Source organism: Nonomuraea sp. NPDC049684, assembly GCF_044465345.1.
Lineage (GTDB): Bacteria > Actinomycetota > Actinomycetes > Streptosporangiales > Streptosporangiaceae > Nonomuraea.
Window position 1 is genome coordinate 1 of sequence record NZ_JBITLO010000002.1, and the last position, 19,185, is coordinate 19,185.

Below are 19,185 nucleotides of genomic sequence, written 5' to 3' on the forward strand. Positions count from 1 at the left end.
GGCGGTTTCACACAGAGACTCACGCGATGGCCCCCTGTCGTTGAAGGCGACGCGCCGTACAAGGCCGGATCTACACCACCCGACGGGACGCAACCTCCTGAAGGAGGGGGTGGCACATGGCAGAGAGCGCGAGTAGCGCGTGGCAGGAGAAGGGCAGATGCTTGGCGCCGTGGGCCAGCCGAAGCGCATCTTGAGCCGGCTGCCAACACTCATCGCGGACCTGGCGTCGCTACCCAGAGCTGGCTAATGATTCCGCATGCCCGGCGGCCCTCACCCTGTGCTCGACGACGACCCATCGCAAGCCGAATGGCGCCCAGCACGCGCTGACGGCGCCCAGCGTGCGCCGGCAGCACCCAGCGTGTGCCAGCAGAGCCCTGCGTCTACCAGCAGGGCCCAGCGTCTGCCGGCAGAGCCCAATGTGTCCCGGCAAGCCCAGCACATGCCAACAGGGCCCAGCGTGCATCGGCAGGGCCCAGCGTGTGTCCAGTGGGCCCGACTGTGCCGTCACCGCACCAGCAGACAGCAGGCCGGGTCCCCAGCGTGCAGGAGGCGGTATTCAGAACCTGCAGGTAGGCCTCATCCAAGGCATCGGGCCGATGAGGTCAGCGTTGGCCAACCAGCCCCAAGACGTCCTGGGACCGGAAGCTGCTCGAAGCGACGGTGTGGCCGCGTGCGGCGTCACGCGCAACACCGGAACCTTGGAACTCCAGGTGCGAACACAAGCACAACGCCCGGACACGCCGCCACCGGACGCACCACCACCACACCCGCCGCCTCGACGGCGCCCCCTTCGCCCTACCCCGAGAACCCTTCCTTGGGCATCTCCAGGTCGGCCTTGGCCAGCTCTTCCACGTTCACATCCTTGAACGTGACCACCCGTACGTTCTTCACGAACCGCGCCGGCCGGTACATGTCCCAGACCCAGGCGTCCTGCATCTTCACATCGAAGAAGACGTCGCCGTTCTCCGCCGTACGGACGTCGAGATCGACCGAGTTGGTCAGATAGAACCGACGCTCAGTCTCCACGACGTATGTGAACAAACCGACGACATCACGGTATTCGCGGTAAAGCTGCAGCTCCATCTCGGTTTCGTATTTTTCGAGATCCTCTGCGCTCATCGCGGTCCTCCTGTCGTACCGGTCCCCCGGTTCGCCTGCTCAGGCAACCCCGGCCCCCATCTCATTTTCACCCATCCCCCTGGCCACCGTGACGAAGGAGTAACGGTGTTCGGGGCACGGGCCATGTCTCTCCAGTGCCAAACGGTGTCCTGGCGTGACATACCCCTTGTGCTCGGCAAAACCGTACTGAGGGAACCTTCGATCCAGCTCGACCATCAGGCGGTCCCTCGTCACCTTGGCCACGATCGACGCGGCCGCCACGCAGGCGGCCACCTGATCCCCCTTCCACACCGCCAGGGACGGCGCGGGCATGCCGGGCACCGGGAAGCCGTCCGTGAGGATGTACTCCGGATCACATGGCAACTGCGCCACAGCCCGCCGCATTCCGGAGATGTTGCTCCTGTGCAGCCCCCGGGCGTCGATCTCGGCGGCCGGGATCACCACGACGCCCACGTGGGCGGTGGCGACGACGCGGTCGTACAGGCGCTCGCGCACCGGCGGGGACAGCATCTTGGAGTCACCGAGACCGTCGATCTCCCTGCGCAGGACGACGGCCGCGACGACCAGCGGCCCGGCGCAGGCGCCGCGGCCCGCCTCGTCGACGCCCGCGATCGGGGTCAGCCCACGGCGGGCCAGCGCCCGCTCGTAGGCGTAGAGTCCGGAATCGCGCCGGACGACGCTCGGTCGAGGGCGGAACGCAACTGTCATGACACTCGAAGCGTACGCCCCATTCGCCGCAAACCGCGACCGAAAGCCCCTTACTTGACCTTGTCGAAAGTGTCGGGCGTGGAGAACAGGTAGCCGCGCGACAGCGGCCAGTAGCGGACGACCGCCTTGCCGATCACGTCGTCGACGGAGATGAAGCCGCCGCCGGGCTCGTCCATGTGGGCCCGCGAGTCCGCCGAGGCGGTGCGGTGGTCGCCCATCAGCCACAGTTTGCCGGCCGGGACGGTGACGCTGAACTTGTCGCCGCCGCCGAAGTCGCCGGGGTAGAGGTAGGACTCCTCGTCGAGCGGCGTGCCGTTGACGCTGATGCGGTGCTTGGAGTCACAGCACACCACCTTGTCGCCGCCGACGCCGATGACCCGCTTGATGGTGTCCTCGCCGGTGCGCCAGCCCTTGAAGACCACGATGTCGCCGCGCTCGGGATCGCCCGCCAGCTTGTTGACGAAGACCCGGTCGTTGATGAGCAGGGTGTTCTCCATCGACTCCGACGGGATGTAGAACGACCCGATCACGAACGCCTGGAGCAACAACGCGATGCCCACGCCGAGCACCAGCAGCAGGACGGTCTCCCGGAAGCCGCCCTTTTTCTTCTCTTTGGCCACGCCCTCCGCCTTCTTGGTGACGGCCATCAGCGCTTCCTCCCCAACCGGCGCCGACGAACCAGGACCAAGGGTACGGCCAGCCCGAACCCGGCCACCAGCGGTACGGCCCCTCCGAGTGCTTGGAGCGCGGGCTGCGCGAAGGTGTCAGGTATGGACAACACGCCCGCCCGGTTGAACGGCCAGACGATCACGAAGGCCCGGCCGATGACCTGACCTTCGGGGATCGAGCCGCCGCCCTGGTCGCCGGTGTGCGAGCGGGAGTCGAGCGAGACGGAACGGTGGTCGCCCATCACCCACAGCCGCCCGGGCGGCACGGTGATGTCGAAGAACCGGTCGGACGGCACGTTGCCCGGATAGAGGTAGCTCTCCTCGTCGATGGCCGTGCCGTTGACCGTGATGCGGCCCTTGGAGTCGCAGCACTTGACGTGGTCGCCGCCCACGCCGATGACCCGCTTGATGTAGTCCTTCTCGCCGGGGACGACGCCGAAGGCCGTGCCGACCCAGCGGAAGAAGCCCGCGATCGGGTTGGACGGCTCCTCGACCTCGAACTCGCCGTCCCAGGAGTCGACGCCGGAGAAGACGACCACGTCGCCGCGCTCGATGTCACGGGTGTGGTAGACGAGCTTGTTGACCAGGACCCTGTCGTTCTTGAGCAGGGTGTTCTCCATGGACTCCGACGGAATGTAGAAGGCCTGGATCACGAACGTCTTGATGATCAGGGCCAGCACGAGGGCCACAACGACAAGTACGGGGAGTTCTTTCCAGAACGACCCCTTCTTCTCCTTGTCGCCCTTTGCCGGCTTCTGAGTCTCTTCGGCGACCACGTCCACCTCGTCCTCGACAGGGCGGCGCGAGGCGCCGTACTCCTGGTCTTCGCTTGTCATCGCTGACGAGCCTAGATGATGGAACGGCTCGACAAGCCTCGACCGACGTTACACCCACGCACGAGTCGCTCCACATAAAGGAAATGGCCCCGCAAAGCCGAAAGGCCCGTGCGGTGCACGGGCCTTTCGGAAAAGATTGGGGTTACTTCGCGGGCGTCGCCTCGCGCTTCTCGCGGATGCGGGCGGCCTTGCCGCGCAGGTCGCGCATGTAGTAGAGCTTGGCGCGACGCACGTCACCGCGGGTCACGAGCACGATCTTCTCGATGACCGGGCTGTGCACCGGGAAGGTGCGCTCGACGCCGACACCGTAGCTGACCTTGCGGACCGTGAAGGTCTCGCGGGCGCCGCTGCCCTGCCGGCGCAGGACGAAGCCCTTGAAGACCTGGATACGGGAGCGGTTGCCTTCGACCACTCGTACGTGGACCTCGAGCGTGTCACCGGGGCGGAACGCCGGGACGTCGCTGCGAAGGGTCGCCTTCTCGAGCTCCTGGATCTTCGTGTGCATGAGAGCTGTCCTCAAGTCCTCGCGAGCACGCGGAGGTCCACCCGGCCGGAGCTCGCGGCGGACACGCTTGCTGATTTGATGAACCCGGGACCGTTACCCGGGCATGACGGACCAACCGTGTGATGGTCGGCAGCGATTCAGTTTGCCACATCTTCCGGCCGGACGCGAAACGAGAGCTCGTCGAGCAGCTTCTTGTCATGCTTGTCGAGCGTCTCGGGATCGAGCGCCGCGGCCAGTTCCGGCCGGTTCCGCACCGTACGCCGGAGCGCCTCGTCCCGTCGCCATCGGGCGACTTTTCCGTGATGTCCGGACAGCAGCACCGCAGGCACCTCGTGGCCGCGCCAGACCGGCGGCTTGGTGTAGACCGGGCCTTCCACCAGGTTCTGCATCGAACCCGGCGCGAAGGAGTCGTCCACGGCCGACTGTGCGTTGCCCAGCACGCCGGGCAGCAGCCTGCCGACGGCCTCGACCATCACCAGCACCGCGACCTCGCCGCCGGCCAGCACGTAGTCGCCGATGCTGACCTCGTCGACCCGCAGCCGGGCGCCGTACTCGGCCATGACGCGCGAGTCGATGCCCTCGTAACGCCCGCAGGCGAACAGCAGCCACGGCTCGGCGGCCAGCTCCTGGGCCATCTCCTGGGTGAACGGCCGCCCGCTCGGCGTCGGCACGATCACCCGCGGCGCGCCGTCGCCGATCACCGAGTCGATGGCCTCGCCCCAGACCTCGGGCTTCATCACCATGCCGGGACCGCCGCCGTACGGCGTGTCGTCGACCGTCCTGTGCACGTCGTGCGCCCAGTCGCGGAGCTGGTGGACGCGCACGTCGAGGGTGCCGCGCTCGCGCGCCTTGCCGATCAGCGAGACGTCGAGCGGGGCGAAGTACTCGGGGAAGATGGAGATGATGTCGAGGCGCATCACAGCAGGCCCTCTGGCGGGTCGACGACCAGGCGCCCGCCCGTCAGATCGACCTCGGGCACCAGGGCCTTCACGAACGGGATGAGCGCGTCGTCCTGCCCGCGCCGGCGTACGACCAGCAGGTCCTGGCCGTGGTGCAGCACGTCGGTGACCTCGCCGACGGGCTCGCCCGACACGGTCTCCACCGCCAGCCCGACGAGCTGGTGGTCGTGGAACTCGTCCGGGTCGTCCGACGACTCCACGTCGGCGGAGTCGATGACCAGCATGGTGCCCCGGAGCTCCTCGGCCGCGTCACGACCGTGAACCCCCTCGAACGCGATCAGCAGCACGCCCTTGTGCCAGCGGCGATGCTCGACCACGAGCGGCCCGGCGCTCGCCGGGTCGGTCGCGACGGCCACGCCCTCGGCGAAGCGCAGCTCGGGATCGTCGGTGCGCACCTCCACGGTCACCTCGCCGCGTACCCCGTGCGGACGGCCTATCCGGCCGACGACCAGCTGCACGTGAACCCACCTTCTCCTAACGCAAGCGCCCCCATCGGCCCTTTCGGGACCGATGAGGGCGCGAATTCCTGACGCTAACGGACTGCTTCGTCCAGGTCGAGCAGATCGACCCGTACGTACTTCCCGTCGGCCAGGGCGTTCACAACGGTGCGCAGCGCCTTGGCGGTGCGCCCGCCGCGTCCGATGACCTTGCCCAGGTCCTCGGGGTGCACCCGGACCTCCAGGACGCGCCCGCTGCGAATGCGGCGAGCGCGGACCCGGACATCGTCGGGATGTTCGACGATGCCCTTAACGAGGTGCTCGAGAGCCTCCTCGAGCACGTCAGCCCTCGCCCTCGGTCGGGGTCTCGGCGGCGGGGGCGGCCTCAGCCTCTTCCTTCTTCTTGGCACGCTTGGGCGCCGTGGTGGCGGCCGTGCCGGTGTCGCCACCGGACAGCGCCTCCTTGGCCGCGGCCTCGTAGAGGGCGTGGCGGTCGGGCGCGGGCTCGGCGACCTTCATCGGCGCCGGGGCGGCCTCGCCCTTGAACTTCTGCCAGTCACCGGTGAGCTTGAGCAGCTTGAGCACCGGCTCGGTCGGCTGCGCGCCGACACCCAGCCAGTAGGCCGCACGCTCGGCGTTGACCTCGATGCGCGAAGGGTTTTCCTTCGGGTGGTACAGGCCGATCTCCTCGATCGCCCGGCCGTCACGCTTGGTGCGGCTGTCGGCGACGACGATTCGGTACTGAGCGTTGCGGATCATGCCGAGCCGCTTGAGCTTGATCTTGACTGCCACTGGTGTGGTCTCTCCTGCATTCGAGCGTGGGTGAACGGCACCTCATCGAGTGGGGCACGATGAGACGACGCTCCAGGGACAGGCGTGGCCGGCAGGAGATGAGAGGGCACCCACCTGGTCACGATGTTCCAACATGTCATTCTGCCAGACTGCGGACAGTGCCTTCGACCTGTCCCGGCAGGCCGCGGCAAAGGCTCGGCAAGGGCCGCGTGTCACCTCGTCCGAGTTGATCAACTTCCCTGCGGAATGGGTGGGTGACCACCACGACCAATCCGCTGTTCACGCGCGCGCGGCTGCTCACCGCCGGCGCGTCCGTCCTGCTCACCGGCGCCTTGTTCGGGCTTACGGCCACCGCCGCGGCGGGCGAGTTCGCCAATGCCAACGGTATCGGCCTGACCGTCACCGAGATCCCGGAACTGGGCCAGCCGGGCTTCTCCGGCACCTGGGGCACGGCGTCCGTCGGGCCCGAGCCCGGCACCGACACCGGCGACTGGAGCGACCCCGACGGGGTCACCGACTTCGTCAGCCTGGCCAACGAACAGCTCCAGGCCAGCGGCCTCGACGCGCCGGACGTCTGGGAGGCCAGCGCCCAACTGGTCGTCAACACCCTTCAGCTCAACCCGGACGCGTCCGAGCCGCTGCTGGTCACGGGCAACGTGGAGACGCACGCGCGGTGCACGCCGCCGGCTCCGGCGATGGCGTCCGTACAGGCGGCGCCGGGGACCATCACGGTGCTCGGCGTGCCCGTGGAGCAGGGGATCACGGAGGTGCCCGCGACGGGCGCGCAGCTCGGGTACCCAGGCGTGGCCTCCGGCACGCTGACGGTGGTCAGGACCGACAACGCCACGACGAACGACGCGACCTCCGCCGAGGCGGACATGACGATCACCATCTCGGGCCGCCTGCTGGACGAAGACGGCGGCGTCGTCTACGAAGGGCCGCTCACGACGGTCATCATCGGCCGGGTGGAGGTCAACTGCGTCCCCAACCAGCCCACCCCGACACCCACGATCACCCCCACAGTGACCCCAACCCCCACACCGACACCCACCCCTACGCCCACCGTGACGCCCACCCCGACAGTGACCCCCACGGTGACACCGACCCCCACGGTCACACCTACGCCCACAGTCACGCCCACGCCGACCGTGACGCCTACACCCACGGTCACGCCGACGCCGAACCCGACTCCGACTCCGACTCCGACTCCGACTCCGACTCCGACCGTGACACCGACGCCGATCGTGACCCCGACGCCCACGCCCACGATCACGCCCACGCCGACCGTGACACCCACCCCCACGGTCACGCCGACACCCACCGTGACACCGACACCGAACCCGACGCCCACCCCGACTCCGACGCCCACGCCGAGCCCAACGCCCACGCATGACTGCACTCACAAGCCGCACAAGACTCACAAACCGCACGAGAAGAGCTACTGGCCTCCTTGTGAGTGGCCGCACAACCCGCATGAACCGCACCACCACGGCGGCCCCAGCGGTCACCAATGGCCCGGCGACCACGGCGGCGAGTTCGGCCCGGCGCACGAAGACGCCTGGGTGACCCAGAGGTCGCCGCTCACCGGCCTGCCGATGTGGATGCCCGTAACGGCCGCCTCAGGATGGCTCCTCATGGACCCCGCTCTGCAGTGGATGCTCCTCTGCCGTTAGAGCAGGCCGAACGGCCCCACATCCGCGCGCCCGGTGACCGACCACGGTCCCGGGCGCGCACCCGTTCGGGCGACGGAACGCGCCAGAGGACGGCGGCGCAGCACCGACCCGCGACCACCGTCATGGATCCGGTCCGCGCAGGGGGCCGACGCACGAAGGGTCCCCCCGAAGTCCAGGCAAGGGAAGGGTCGGCATGCGAAGCGGACCGGCGCCAAGCCGCTCAGCATCAAGACCGCTGGCACAGAACCGCCGGCGCAAGGACCGCCGGTGCAGAAGCGCGCCTGGTGTCCAGAACTTCCGGTGGAGGGCAGGCCGCGCCATGGCGCGCGTGAGAAACACGGCTACGCGTCGAGCGCCAGACAGACTCGCGGCAAAGGGACGCCCCGGCAGGCACAACAGGCAGGCGAGCAGACCCGCAGGCCCGGCAGACAGATACGCAGAGGCAGCAGGCAGAGCAGGTGGGTGGCAGGAGCGGCAGGCTCAGCAGGCAGGCATGCAGGCGCGGCAAGACCGAGCGGGCAAATGCGCAAGGGCCGCAGGCCCAGCGGGCAGGCATGCGGGCGGGCCAGGCCGGCGGATGGGGAAAGGCGCGAGCCCGCGGATGCGCAGAGGCGGCAGGCCCGGCCAGCGGGCGGGGCGGGCGCAGGTGCGGCCCGCCCCGGGTGGTGGTTACTGGCCGGGCAGCTTCAGCTTCGACGGGTCGAAGCCCGGCGGCAGTTCGAGCCCCGGCGGCAGCTTGCCGCCCAGGTTCCCCAGCACTCCCCCGGCCTTGGGCGAAGCGCCCTCGCCGTCGGGCGACGGGGACGCCGACTTCTCCAGGCCCGCCTTGCGCGGGTCGCCGCTGACGCGCCGCCCCTTCTTGGCCTTCTTCTGGGCCTTGGACGCCTTCCCGCGCCCCCCGGGCATGCCCGGCAGCCCCATGCCCCCGGCCACCCGCTTCATCATCTTCTGCGCCTCGAAGAAGCGCGTGACGAGGTTGCTCACAGCGCTGACCGTGACGCCGGAGCCGGCGGCGATGCGGGCGCGGCGGGAGCCGTTGATGATCTTCGGGTCCTGCCGCTCGCCGGGCGTCATCGAGCGGATGATGGCGGCGATGCGGTCGAGGTCGCGGTCGTCGATGGAGTTGAGCTGGTCGCGCATCTGCCCCATGCCGGGCATCATGCCGAGCAGGTTCTTGATGGGGCCCATCTTCTGGACCATCATCATCTGCTCGAGGAAGTCGTCGAGCGTGAAGTTCTCGCCCGAGGTGAGCTTGCCCGCCATCTTGGCGGCCTGCTCCTCGTCGAACGTCTTCTGCGCCTGCTCGATCAGGGTGAGGATGTCACCCATGTCGAGGATGCGGGAGGCCATCCGGTCGGGGTGGAAGGCGTCGAAGTCTTCCAGCTTCTCGCCGGTGGAGGCGAACATGATCGGGCGGCCGGTGATGTGCCGCACCGACAGCGCGGCGCCGCCGCGGGCGTCGCCGTCGAGCTTGGTCAGCACGACGCCGTCGAAGCCGACGCCGTCCATGAACGCCTGGGCCGTGGTGACGGCGTCCTGGCCGATCATGGCGTCGACCACGAACAGGACCTCGTCGGGGCGGACCGCGTCGCGGATGTCGGCGGCCTGCTTCATCATCTCCTGGTCGATGCCCAGGCGACCGGCGGTGTCGATGATGACGATGTCGTGGTTGAGCCGCCTGGCCTCGTCGATCGAGCGGCGGGCGACGTCGACCGGGTCGCCGACGCCGCTGCCCGGCTCGGGCGCGAAGACGGCGACCTTGGCGCGCTCGCCCACGACCTGGAGCTGCTGCACGGCGTTGGGCCGCTGGAGGTCGGCGGCGACCAGCATGGGCGCGTGGCCCTGCTCGCGCAGCCACCGGGCCAGCTTGCCAGCCAGGGTCGTCTTGCCGGCGCCCTGGAGACCCGCGAGCATGACGACGGTCGGCGCGGTCTTGGCGAAGCGGAGCCTGCGGGTCTCGCCGCCGAGGATCTCGATCAGCTCGTCATTGACGATCTTGACGACCTGCTGCGCCGGGTTGAGCGCCTGGGAGACCTCGGCGCCGCGGGCGCGCTCCTTGACCTGGGCGACGAACGCCTTGACCACCGGGAGCGCGACATCGGCCTCGAGCAGGGCGATGCGGATCTCGCGGGCGGTGGCGTCGATGTCGGCGTCGGACAGCCGACCCTTGGATCGGAGGGAGGAGAAGACCGATGTCAGCCGGTCGGAAAGCGTCTCGAACACGTGGTTGGCCAGTCCTCGAAGCGAATGTACGTCTAAGACTTCAGCCTATCCGCTCTCCTAGCCGCTCCAGCCTGGCACGGCCATCCGGACGGTCAACGCGTGCTCGACGAGGTTGATCAGAGCGCTTTTGACCGAGTCCTTCTGGCGGGCGTCGAGGCGCACCAGCGGGATGTGGGGGGCCAGCGTGAGGGCGTCGCGGACCTCGGCGTCGCTGTGGGCGTAGGTGCCGTCCCAGCCGTTGATCCCCACGATGAACGGGAGCTGCGCCTCCTCGAAATAGTCGATCGCGGGGAAGCTGTCGGCCAGGCGGCGGGTGTCGACCAGCACGACGGCGCCGATGGCGCCGCGCACGAGGTCGTCCCACATGAACCAGAACCGGTGCTGTCCGGGCGTGCCGAACAGGTAGAGGATCAGGTCGCGGTCGAGCGAGACGCGGCCGAAGTCCATCGCGACGGTCGTGGTCGACTTCAGCGGCGTCATGCCCAGGTCGTCGATGCCCGCGGAGGCGTCCGTCATGACGGCCTCCGTCGTGAGCGGCATGATCTCCGAGACCGCGCCGACGAACGTCGTCTTGCCCACGCCGAAGCCGCCGGCCACCACGATCTTCGTCGAGGTCAGACCGGGGCTAGAGCCTGCGAAGTCCACTGAGCACCCTTTCCAGCAGGTTGACGTCCGGCCTACCCGCATCCAGCTGCGGCTGATGCACCCGTACCAGGCCCTCGGCCGCCATGTCAGCGATCAGAACACGCACCACACCGAGCGGGATCCGCAGCAGCGCCGACACCTCGGCGACCGACCGCACCTGACGGCAGAGCTGGCTGATCGCCTTGTACTCGGGGGTGATGTGGGAGAACTCCCGGTGTTCGGCCGTAGCCGACGAGACCAGGGCCTCCATGGCCAGCTTGACCTTGGGCGCGGTACGCCCGCCCGTCACCGCGTACGGGCGCACCGGCGAGGCCGGGTCCGAGCTGACCGGCGGCTGGGGCTCCCAACCGCCGCTGTTCCAGGAATCCGTCACCTACATCACCTGGTCTGGCTGGCGCGCAGCTCCGCGCGCACCGCCGGGGTCAGCACCTGACCGGCGCGATCCACCATCAAGGTCATCTGGTACGCCACCAGCCCCATGTCACAGTCCGGAGCCGCCAGGACCGCCAGGCACGAGCCGTCGCTGATCGACATGATCAGCATCAGCCCGCGCTGCATCTCCACGATCGTCTGGTTGACCGCACCACCCTCGAACACCCTGGCGGCGCCCTGCGTGAGGCTCACCAGCCCCGACGCGATGGCGGCCAGCTGGTCAGCCCGGTCAGCCGGAAAACCCGACGAAGCCGCGAGCGGCAAGCCGTCGGATGACACGACCACCGCGTGCGCGACCCCCGGGACGGTACTGACGAAGTCGGTGATCAACCAGTCGACTCCGCGCGCCGAGTGGCTCAGGTCATTCACGCGCCCTCCTCCCTACTGTCGTTCCTCGGGCCGGATTGGTATGTCCTGCCCTCGCTGATGTCGTCACGCGCTGCCCGGAAGCCCTGCTGGAAGCTCGACAACCTGCTGCGCACCCGGTCCGGCGAGACCGACGGCATGGGAGCCACGCCCTTGGGCGCGGACGCCGTGTCCGCCGATCCGGGCACCAGGTTGGCCTTGGGCACCCGCTTGGGCAGCCCGGCCGCCGTCGAGCCGTCGCGTACGGGCTCCACCACGGACGCCGCCGCGTTCCAGCCGGCGTCGGCCTTGGCCGAACCCCAGGTGGCGCTGGGCTCGCCCTGGTCGAACCAGGCCGACTCCACCGCGGCGAAGATCGGCAGGTATTCGTCCCCGCCGGAGGCGGGCTTGACGACGGGGATCGGGCCGGTCGCCGCCGACTCGGTCTCGGGGTAGTCGTACTTGGACGCGGGCGACGTCTCCTGCGGCGGAGCCGACCAGGGGCGGGGCTCCTCGGGGGGCAGGCCGCGCTGCGGCGGCGCGTGCTCCCCGGTGACCGGCCCGCGCGAGGACACCCAGACGTCGGAGGAGGAGTCCGGCAGCCAGTCGGAGCCGGTGTTCGTCGACTCCGTCGAAGGCCACTGCGGCATCGCGGACGGCATGGAGGGCAGCGAGTTCGGCATCGACGGCCACGACCCGCCGGCCGGCTCGGACGGGTACGACGGGTAGGACGGGTGCCCGGGGGCGAGCCCGAAGCCCGAGGCGCCGGGCCACTGCTGGGCCCCGGCGGCGGGCTGGGAGGCGGCGAAGGCGTCCTCGCGGGCGGTCGTGGCGGCGGTGTTGCCGCCCGCGCCGGCGACCGCGGCGGGCTGCGCGCCGAGCAGCGTCTCGGGGATGAGGACCATGGCGGTCAGCCCGCCGGAGCCGTGCGGGCGCAGCTGCACCCTGATGCCGTGCCGGTGGGCCAGCCTGGCGACCACGAACAGGCCCATGCGGCGGGAGACCGACACATCCACGGTGGGGGCGTCGGTCAGGCGCTCGTTGGCCTGGACCAGCTCGTCGCCGGTCATGCCGATGCCGGAGTCGCTGATGGAGAGCATGATGCCGCCGCCGTCGATCCTGCTGCCTGAGACGGGGACGCGGGTCTCGCGCGGGGAGAACGACAGCGCGTTCTCGATGAGCTCGGCCAGCAGGTGGATGACGTCGTTGACGGCCTGGCCGGCGATGGAGACGCCCTCGGGGACCTCCAGGACGACGCGCTCGTAGTTCTCGACCTCCGACAGGGAGGCGCGGGCCACGTCGACCAGCTTGACCGGCTGGCTCCAGCGCCGCGGCGGGTCCTGACCGGCCAGGACCAGCAGGTTCTCGCTGTTGCGCCGCATGCGCGTGGCCAGGTGGTCCAGCTTGAACAGGTTGCCGAGCCGCTGCTCGTCCTGCTCGCCCTGCTCCAGACCGTCGATCAGGGTGATCTGCCGCTCCACCAGCGTCTGGCTGCGCCGCGACAGGTTCACGAACATCGCGTTGACGTTCGAGCGGAGCCTGGACTCCTCGCCGGCCAGCCGGACGGCTTCGCGGTGGACCTCGTCGAAGGCGCGGGCGACTTCACCGATCTCGTCCCTGGAGTTGACCTCGATCGGCGGGACCTGGAGCTGTTCGGGGCTGACGTCGGTGTTGCGCAGCTGCCTGACCAGGTCGGGCAGCGTCTGGCCGGCGATCTTCAGGGCGTCCGAGCGCAGGCGGCGCAGCGGGCGTACCAGCGAGCCGGCCATCAGGGCGGTGATCGCGAGGACCAGGACGAGCAGGCCCACCACGACGCCGATGTTGATCGCGGCGAGCTGCCGGTCGCTGCTGGCGATGTCGGCGCTTCGGGTGGCGATCTGCTCCGACAGCGACTTCTGCACGGTGTGCAGGCGCTCGACGGTCTCGGTGATGGACTGGAACCACTGGTCGGTGTCGTCCCTGGTCGAGGTGTCGAGCCGGCGCAGTGAATCGTTGGCGTTGTGCAGCAGCACCGCACGGCTGGCGTAGAACTCGGCGCGGCCGATCTTCAGGCTGGCGACGGTGTTGTCGTAGAACTGCCGCTGCGCGGGCGTGGCGACGGCGCGGAAGGAGTCGCGCTCGCTGTTGCGGCGGGAGCGGGCGTCGAGGAAGGCGTTGTACTCCGGCTCCTCGAACGAGCCTCTGATCAGGGCGCTGGTCAGCAGGCCGCGCTGCTTGGAGGCCTCCTCCTCGGCGCGGGCGACGGCGCGCAGGGCCGCGCTGGTGGCGATGATCTCCTCGTCCGTGGAGCCCTGGCCGAGCTCGTCGTAGAGCTGCAGCAGCTCGGCGATGGCCTCGGAGTACTTCTCGCTGGTGGGCAGCGGCCCGAGCTTGGTCTCGGCGACGGCCTTGCGCATGGAGGGGATCTGGCCGAGCCGGATCCGGATGTGGTCGAGCGACTTCCTGCCGAGGTCGGACAGGGATGCCTCGGACTTCTTGCCCGCGTCAAGGGTGCTGGCGATGCGCTTGTCGACGATCTCGTGCTGGCTCTTCAACCGCTGCTCGTCGGAGGCTCCGCGGTTGGTGGCGACGTGGCGGACGGCCAGGTCGCGTTCGAGCCCGAGGTCGCGGGAGAGCTCGCCGAGCTGCGCGACCAGGGTTCCCACGCTGCTGATGTCCTGGTACTGCTGCGCGCTGTTGATCGACGTCGTGACCCGCAGGGCGCCGAGGACGACGGCCACGAGCGTGGGAATGGCGATGAGGGCGATGAGGCGGGTACGCACGCGCCAGTTGCGCAGGGCGAACGGGCTGCCCGCCTTGGGCGGGTGGGCCTGCTGCACCTCGCCGTCCGCGGCCTTTTCCGGGGCGTCCGGAGCCCTGCCACGACCGGGTCCGGTCGTTGTTGTCCTCACTGGTGGCAACCTCTCGCCATGGCCTGCTTCAGGGGGAATCAGCGGCTTCGTCACGCGGACGAGTGATCGCAGGCAAGTTCGAGGCCCAATTTGAGCACAAACCTCATACTTAGGCCAACGTTTCGGTGGTTTTCAACCGTTCCACATCGCACTCCCTTCACGTCGCATGCCACTGCACACGGAGCGCAACCACCGTCCCAATACGGACATATCACCACTAAACATACTTAATCTCTAGATTTACATCTATAACGCTGATTTGTCATATTTTCGCGATAAACCTACATATACGCGGCATAGCGCTGTAGATCCGAAGACGGCTCCGGTACGCTTCACGCCCGGCATCCCGTGCCGATCTCCGGAACTTCCCCCTGGTAGGAGAACCCCCCCATGACACGCACTATGCGCGGTCACGCCATTGTCGTCGGCGTGGCTCTGGCGCTCACCCTTGCAGGCTGCGGCGGAGGCAGCGGCGAGACCGCGAAGAGCTCGGCCAACAGCAAGGGCCTGGAGAAGACCACCATCAAGGTCGGCGCCCTCCCCGTGCCCGACGTTGTGTCGGTCTATCTCGCCAACGAAAAGGGCTTCTTCAAGGAAGAGGGACTGACCGTCGAGCCGGTCACCATCACCGGTGGCGCGGCGGCGTTGCCGCAGATCGAGAGCGGCGCGCTCGACATCTCGCAGACCAACTACGTCTCGACCTTCCTCGCGGTGAGCAAGGGCAAGAAGATCAAGCTGGTCGCGGACATGTACCAGGCCGCGCCCAACACGTTCAACATCATGGTGCCCAAGGACTCCCCCATCAAGACGGTGGCGGACCTGAAGGACAAGACGATCTACGTCAACAACCTCAAGAACATCGCCACCCTGGCCGTGGAGACGCAGCTCAAGGTCGCCGGTCTGGCCGACACCGACGTCAAGTTCGTGGAGAAGCCGTTCCCCGAGCAGGGCAACGCGATCAACACCGGGCAGGCGGACGCGGGCTGGATGACCGAGCCCTTCATCACCGCCAACCAGAGCACCTTCGGCTTCCGCAAGCTCGCCGACACCATGACCGGCCAGACGGAGGACTTCCCCATCGCCGGCTGGATGGCCACCGAGGACTGGGTGCAGAAGTACCCGAAGACGCTGGCCGCCTTCCAGCGGGCCATCGCCAAGGCGCAGCAGCTCGCCTCCAGTGACCGCAAGGTCATCGAGGAGACGCTGCCGAAGTACACCAAGATCGACGCCAAGACGGCCTCGGTGATCACGCTCGGCACGTACCCGAGCGAGCTGAACGAGAACCGGCTGCAGAAGGTCGCCGACCTGATGCTGGAGTACAAGTACCTCACCAGCCCGGTCGACGTGAAGTCGGTCATCGCCGCCCCTGCAAGCTGATGAACACCGCGCGTCTGCTCCGCGGCGCCGCCGGCGCCGCGGGGTTCCTCATCGCCGGTGAGCTGGTCATCCGCTTCGCGCTGAGCGACGGCGTGATCTTCCCGGCGCCCTCCGTCATCCTGTACGAAGCCGTGCGCCTGCTCGCCGACCCGGTGTTCACGCAGGGCCTGGTCACCACCCTCACCAACTGGGCGCTCGGCCTGCTCGCCGCGATCGTCGTGGCCGTGCCGCTGGGCGTGCTGCTGGGGGCGGTGCCGCCGGTGGAGCGGGCGATCCGGCCGCTGCTGGAGTTCATGCGCCCGATCCCCTCGGTGGCGATCATCCCGCTGGCGATCCTGCTGATCCCGGTGGACGGCCTGATGAAGGTCTCGGTCATCGTGTACGCGTCCATGTGGCCGATCCTGATCAACACCCTGTACGGCATGCAGGACGTGGACCCGCTGGCCAAGGAGTCGCTGCGCAGCTTCGGCTTCGGCCGCCTGGCCGTGCTGGCCCGGGTCAGCCTGCCGAGCGCCGCCCCCTTCGTCGCGACCGGCATCAGGATCGCGGCCGGCATCGCGCTCGTGCTCGCTGTGAGCGCCGAGCTGCTGGCCGGCGGCACGGCCGGGATCGGCGTCTACACGATCCAGGCGGGCAGCGGCAACCGGATGGACCTGATCATGGCGGCGACGTTCTGGGCCGGGGCGTTCGGGGTGTTCGCGAACCTCGTCCTGCTGGCCGGCGAGCGGCGGCTGTTCCGCTGGCACCGCGTCCGGATGGGAGCGTCGGAGTCGTGAGGCGGCTGTCCAGGCTGTGGGTGGTGCCGGTCGTGCTGGTCGTCTGGGAGCTGCTCGGGCGGCTCATCGACGACACCGACTTCCCGCCGCCGCTGACCATCGTCACCAGCATGTACCAGATGTGGTTCTCCGGGCCCGTCTCCCACCTGTTCCTCACCGAAGAGGCGATCGGCAACATCCTGCCCAGCCTCGGCCGCATGTTCAGCGGCTGGATCCTGGCCTCGCTGCTCGGGGTGCTGCTCGGCGTGGCGCTCGGCCGTTCCAGGGCGGCCACCGACTACGTGGACGCGCTGTTCGAGTTCGGCCGGGCGATCCCGCCGCCGCTGCTGCTGCCGCTGTTCGTCGCGCTGTTCGCGCGCACCGAGCACGCGCAGCTCAGCATGCAGCTCGCCACGATCGTGTTCGGCGTGATCTGGCCGGTGCTGCTCAACACGATCGAGGGCGTCCGGGCCGTGGATCGCACCTACACCGAGACCGCCACCGTGTTCGGCCTGTCCAAGGCGCAGCGCCTGCGCGTGGTCGTGCTCCCCGCCGCCTCGCCGAAGATCTTCGCCGGGCTGCGGCTGAGCCTGTCGCTGGCGCTGATCCTCATGGTGATCTCCGAGCTGTTCGGCAGCACGGACGGCATCGGCTACCAGCTCCTGCAGGCCCAGCGCAGCTTCGACGGGCCCGGCGTGTGGGCCGCGATCGCCCTGCTCGGCATCCTCGGCTACCTGGTGAACTCGCTGTTCGTGCTGGCCGAGCGCCGCCTGCTGGTGTGGCACCGGCAGGCCAACCGCAACGTCTGACTTTCTGGAAGGACCCCATGCCCCACTCGGATGACCTCCTTTGGGGGGCCGTGGCCGACATCTCGCGCTTCGCCGCTCTGCTGACCATGGCGGAGCTCGGCCTGGCCGACCATCTCGCCCACGGTCCGCTCACCACCGCAGACCTGGCCGCCCGCTGCGAGGCCGACGCCCCCAGGCTGCGCCGCGTGCTGCGCGAGCTGGCCGGGATGGGCGTGGTCCGCGGCGCCGGGCCGGACACCTTCGACCTGACCGAGCGCGGCACGGCGCTGCGGTCGGACGTGCCTGACTCGGTGCGCTCGTCGATCCGGATGCTCGGCGAGGAGGGCTTCTGGCACGCCATGGGCAACCTGCCCGCGACCGTCCGCGACGGCGGCTCGGCCTTCGCCGCCCGCTACGGCCACCTGTACGACTACCTGGCGGCCAACCCGGGAGCGGGCAAGCTGTTCGACGACTACATGACCGCCCGCGCGATCCCCTTCACCGAGGGCCTGGCCAAGCGGTACGACTTCCCGGCCACCGCGACCATGGTGGACGTCGCCGGCGGCAAGGGCCACATCCTGGCCACCGTCCTGCACGCCAACCCGGACATGCGCGGCATCCTGTTCGACCTGGAGCACGTGGCCGGCCGGGCCAGGGAGCTGCTGGCCGCCGAGGGGCTGGGTGAGCGGAGCGAGGTCGTCACCGGCGACTTCTTCACCGAGGTCCCGGCGGGCGGCGACGTCTACCTGCTGGCCAGCGTCCTGCACAACTGGGACGACGAGGACGCGGTCACGATCCTGCGCAACGTCCGCCGGGCGATGAACCCCGGCGGCCGCGTCCTGGTGCTGGAGGTGGTGCTGCCCGACGACGAGGCGCCGCACCTGGGCAAGGACATCGACATGCGGATGCTGGCGATCTTCGACGGCGGCGCCGAGCGCAGCCGCGAGGAGTACACGGCACTGCTCGACCGGGCGGACCTGCGCCTGGCCGAGGTCGTCGAGCTGGGCTCGGGAGCCAGCCTCATCGAGGCCCGGCCCCGCTGAGCGCGCAGGGCGGCGGCGGGCCGGATCAGCCGCCGCCGCTCCAGCCCGGCACCGCCATCCTGATCGACAGGGCGTGCTCGACCAGGTGGATCAGGGCGCTCTTGACCGAGTCCTTGGAGCGGGCGTCCAGCCGGACGAGCGGGATGTGGGGGGCCAGCGTGAGGGCGTCGCGGACCTCGGCGTCGCTGTGCGGGTACTGGCCGTCCCAGCCGTTGACGCCCACCACGAACGGCAGCTGCGCCTCCTCGAAGTAGTCGATCGCGGGGAAGCTGTCGGCCAGGCGGCGGGTGTCCACCAGCACGACCGCGCCGATCGCGCCGCGCACCAGGTCGTCCCACATGAACCAGAACCGGTGCTGGCCCGGCGTGCCGAACAGATAGAGGATCAGGTCACGGTCGAGCGAGACGCGGCCGAAGTCCATCGCGACGGTCGTGGTCGACTTCAGGGGCGTCATGCCCAGGTCGTCGATCCCCGCGGAGGCGTCGGTCATCACCGCCTCCGTGGTCAACGGCATGATCTCCGAGACCGCGCCGACGAACGTCGTCTTGCCCACCCCGAAACCGCCGGCCACCACGATCTTCGTTGAAGTCAAGCCGGGGCTAGAGCCTGCGAAGTCCACTGAGCACCCTTTCGAGCAGATTAACGTCCGGCCTGCCGGCGTCCAGCTGTGGCTGATGCACGCGGACCAGGCCCTCGGCCGCCATGTCGGCGATCAGAACACGCACCACGCCCAGCGGGATCCGCAGCAGCGCCGACACCTCGGCCACGGACCGGACCTGCCTGCACAGCTGGCTGATCGCCTGGTACTCCGGCGTGATGTGGGAGAACTCCCGGTGCTCGGCGGTCGCCGACGACACCAGGGCCTCCATCGCCAGCTTGACCCTGGGCGCCGTCCGCCCACCCGTCACCGCGTACGGGCGGACGGGTGAGGCGGGGTCGGGGTGCAGCTGCGACTGGGGCTGTGGCTTGGGCGGAGGCGCCCAGCCGCC

At 69.2% G+C, this 19,185-nt stretch carries 21 protein-coding genes; 5 read left to right on the forward strand and 16 right to left on the reverse strand.

Features of this window, described 5'->3' with window-relative positions; all coding sequences use genetic code 11:
• Positions 1–795 precede the first annotated feature (795 nt).
• The 9 genes from ACIBST_RS05715 to rpsP all read right to left on the reverse strand — a co-directional run bounded on the left by ACIBST_RS05715 (position 796) and on the right by rpsP (position 6,024).
• Positions 796–1,119, reverse strand: coding sequence for a DUF2469 domain-containing protein (locus ACIBST_RS05715; RefSeq protein ID WP_026215037.1), 324 nt, complete (start codon positions 1,117–1,119; stop codon positions 796–798).
• Between the two features lie 39 nt (positions 1,120–1,158).
• Positions 1,159–1,827: a ribonuclease HII gene (locus tag ACIBST_RS05720; protein ID WP_397169442.1), complete on the reverse strand. Its 669-nt coding sequence runs from the start codon at positions 1,825–1,827 to the stop codon at positions 1,159–1,161.
• 50 nt (positions 1,828–1,877) lie between these two features.
• Complete coding sequence (gene lepB, locus ACIBST_RS05725) at positions 1,878–2,474, reverse strand: signal peptidase I (RefSeq protein ID WP_397169443.1); 597 nt, start codon at positions 2,472–2,474, stop codon at positions 1,878–1,880.
• The gene (lepB, locus tag ACIBST_RS05730) at positions 2,474–3,331 is read right to left on the reverse strand and encodes a signal peptidase I (RefSeq protein ID WP_358283749.1); all 858 of its coding nucleotides are present in this window, start codon (positions 3,329–3,331) and stop codon (positions 2,474–2,476) included. Before lepB (ACIBST_RS05730) ends, lepB (ACIBST_RS05725) begins: the two co-directional genes overlap by 1 nt.
• Positions 3,332–3,473: 142 nt before the next feature.
• Entirely contained in the window at positions 3,474–3,836 is a 363-nt protein-coding gene (gene rplS / locus ACIBST_RS05735; RefSeq protein ID WP_357707128.1) for a 50S ribosomal protein L19, read from the reverse strand.
• Between the two features lie 137 nt (positions 3,837–3,973).
• On the reverse strand, positions 3,974–4,753 hold the full coding sequence (gene trmD / locus ACIBST_RS05740) for a tRNA (guanosine(37)-N1)-methyltransferase TrmD (RefSeq protein ID WP_397169444.1): 780 nt from the start codon (positions 4,751–4,753) through the stop codon (positions 3,974–3,976).
• Positions 4,753–5,253, reverse strand: a complete 501-nt coding sequence (gene rimM / locus ACIBST_RS05745; protein WP_397169446.1) for a ribosome maturation factor RimM — start codon at positions 5,251–5,253, stop codon at positions 4,753–4,755. The genes trmD and rimM overlap by 1 nt, the downstream gene beginning before the upstream one ends.
• Positions 5,254–5,327: 74 nt before the next feature.
• A complete protein-coding gene (locus ACIBST_RS05750; protein ID WP_020546537.1) occupies positions 5,328–5,573 on the reverse strand; it encodes an RNA-binding protein in 246 nt (81 codons plus the stop codon).
• Position 5,574: 1 nt separating this feature from the next.
• Positions 5,575–6,024, reverse strand: a complete 450-nt coding sequence (gene rpsP / locus ACIBST_RS05755; protein ID WP_397169448.1) for a 30S ribosomal protein S16 — start codon at positions 6,022–6,024, stop codon at positions 5,575–5,577.
• A gap of 254 nt (positions 6,025–6,278) precedes the next feature.
• Between rpsP and ACIBST_RS05760 the strand changes: the two genes are divergently transcribed.
• Positions 6,279–7,697, forward strand: a complete 1,419-nt coding sequence (locus tag ACIBST_RS05760) for a hypothetical protein (RefSeq protein ID WP_397169450.1) — start codon at positions 6,279–6,281, stop codon at positions 7,695–7,697.
• A 669-nt stretch (positions 7,698–8,366) separates the two neighbouring features.
• Here the strand turns inward: ACIBST_RS05760 and ffh are convergent.
• From ffh to ACIBST_RS05785, 5 genes are read right to left on the reverse strand one after another with little or no spacing between them, the layout of a single operon-like run.
• Positions 8,367–9,920 carry a signal recognition particle protein gene (ffh, locus tag ACIBST_RS05765; RefSeq protein ID WP_397169452.1) on the reverse strand — a complete coding sequence of 518 codons (1,554 nt, stop codon included), beginning with the start codon at positions 9,918–9,920 and terminating at the stop codon, positions 8,367–8,369.
• 57 nt (positions 9,921–9,977) lie between these two features.
• Positions 9,978–10,538, reverse strand: a complete 561-nt coding sequence (locus ACIBST_RS05770; RefSeq protein WP_352350493.1) for an ATP/GTP-binding protein — start codon at positions 10,536–10,538, stop codon at positions 9,978–9,980.
• A 7-nt stretch (positions 10,539–10,545) separates the two neighbouring features.
• Complete coding sequence (locus ACIBST_RS05775) at positions 10,546–10,938, reverse strand: DUF742 domain-containing protein (RefSeq protein WP_352350303.1); 393 nt, start codon at positions 10,936–10,938, stop codon at positions 10,546–10,548.
• Between the two features lie 5 nt (positions 10,939–10,943).
• Positions 10,944–11,366 carry a roadblock/LC7 domain-containing protein gene (locus ACIBST_RS05780; RefSeq protein WP_352350301.1) on the reverse strand — a complete coding sequence of 141 codons (423 nt, stop codon included), beginning with the start codon at positions 11,364–11,366 and terminating at the stop codon, positions 10,944–10,946.
• The gene (locus ACIBST_RS05785) at positions 11,363–14,161 is read right to left on the reverse strand and encodes a nitrate- and nitrite sensing domain-containing protein (RefSeq protein ID WP_397169454.1); all 2,799 of its coding nucleotides are present in this window, start codon (positions 14,159–14,161) and stop codon (positions 11,363–11,365) included. The genes ACIBST_RS05780 and ACIBST_RS05785 overlap by 4 nt, the downstream gene beginning before the upstream one ends.
• A gap of 462 nt (positions 14,162–14,623) precedes the next feature.
• Here ACIBST_RS05785 and ACIBST_RS05790 point away from each other — a divergent pair, with 462 nt between their 5' ends.
• The 4 genes from ACIBST_RS05790 to ACIBST_RS05805 are packed head-to-tail and all read left to right on the forward strand — an operon-like array spanning position 14,624 to position 18,196.
• On the forward strand, positions 14,624–15,610 hold the full coding sequence (locus tag ACIBST_RS05790; protein WP_397169455.1) for an ABC transporter substrate-binding protein: 987 nt from the start codon (positions 14,624–14,626) through the stop codon (positions 15,608–15,610).
• Entirely contained in the window at positions 15,610–16,386 is a 777-nt protein-coding gene (locus tag ACIBST_RS05795; protein WP_397169456.1) for an ABC transporter permease, read from the forward strand. The genes ACIBST_RS05790 and ACIBST_RS05795 overlap by 1 nt, the downstream gene beginning before the upstream one ends.
• The gene (locus tag ACIBST_RS05800) at positions 16,383–17,174 is read left to right on the forward strand and encodes an ABC transporter permease (protein ID WP_397169458.1); all 792 of its coding nucleotides are present in this window, start codon (positions 16,383–16,385) and stop codon (positions 17,172–17,174) included. Before ACIBST_RS05795 ends, ACIBST_RS05800 begins: the two co-directional genes overlap by 4 nt.
• Before the next feature lie 17 nt (positions 17,175–17,191).
• A complete protein-coding gene (locus tag ACIBST_RS05805; RefSeq protein ID WP_397169460.1) occupies positions 17,192–18,196 on the forward strand; it encodes a methyltransferase in 1,005 nt (334 codons plus the stop codon).
• 25 nt (positions 18,197–18,221) lie between these two features.
• Here ACIBST_RS05805 and ACIBST_RS05810 read toward each other — a convergent pair whose 3' ends face one another.
• The gene (locus ACIBST_RS05810; RefSeq protein ID WP_352329408.1) at positions 18,222–18,788 is read right to left on the reverse strand and encodes an ATP/GTP-binding protein; all 567 of its coding nucleotides are present in this window, start codon (positions 18,786–18,788) and stop codon (positions 18,222–18,224) included.
• Positions 18,789–18,795: 7 nt separating this feature from the next.
• The gene (locus tag ACIBST_RS05815) at positions 18,796–19,143 is read right to left on the reverse strand and encodes a DUF742 domain-containing protein (RefSeq protein WP_352350491.1); all 348 of its coding nucleotides are present in this window, start codon (positions 19,141–19,143) and stop codon (positions 18,796–18,798) included.
• Positions 19,144–19,185 lie beyond the last annotated feature (42 nt).

Bases quoted from the DNA above. Each gene is read 5' to 3' on its own strand.
- lepB (WP_358283749.1), bottom strand. From the start codon at position 3,331: ATGACAAGCGAAGACCAGGAGTACGGCGCCTCGCGCCGCCCTGTCGAG.
- rplS (WP_357707128.1), bottom strand. From the start codon at position 3,836: ATGCACACGAAGATCCAGGAGCTCGAGAAGGCGACCCTTCGCAGCGAC.
- lepB (WP_397169443.1), bottom strand. From the start codon at position 2,474: ATGGCCGTCACCAAGAAGGCGGAGGGCGTGGCCAAAGAGAAGAAAAAG.
- trmD (WP_397169444.1), bottom strand. From the start codon at position 4,753: ATGCGCCTCGACATCATCTCCATCTTCCCCGAGTACTTCGCCCCGCTC.
- ACIBST_RS05790 (WP_397169455.1), top strand. From the start codon at position 14,624: ATGACACGCACTATGCGCGGTCACGCCATTGTCGTCGGCGTGGCTCTG.
- ACIBST_RS05805 (WP_397169460.1), top strand. From the start codon at position 17,192: ATGCCCCACTCGGATGACCTCCTTTGGGGGGCCGTGGCCGACATCTCG.
- ACIBST_RS05795 (WP_397169456.1), top strand. From the start codon at position 15,610: ATGAACACCGCGCGTCTGCTCCGCGGCGCCGCCGGCGCCGCGGGGTTC.
- ACIBST_RS05715 (WP_026215037.1), bottom strand. From the start codon at position 1,119: ATGAGCGCAGAGGATCTCGAAAAATACGAAACCGAGATGGAGCTGCAG.
- ACIBST_RS05720 (WP_397169442.1), bottom strand. From the start codon at position 1,827: ATGACAGTTGCGTTCCGCCCTCGACCGAGCGTCGTCCGGCGCGATTCC.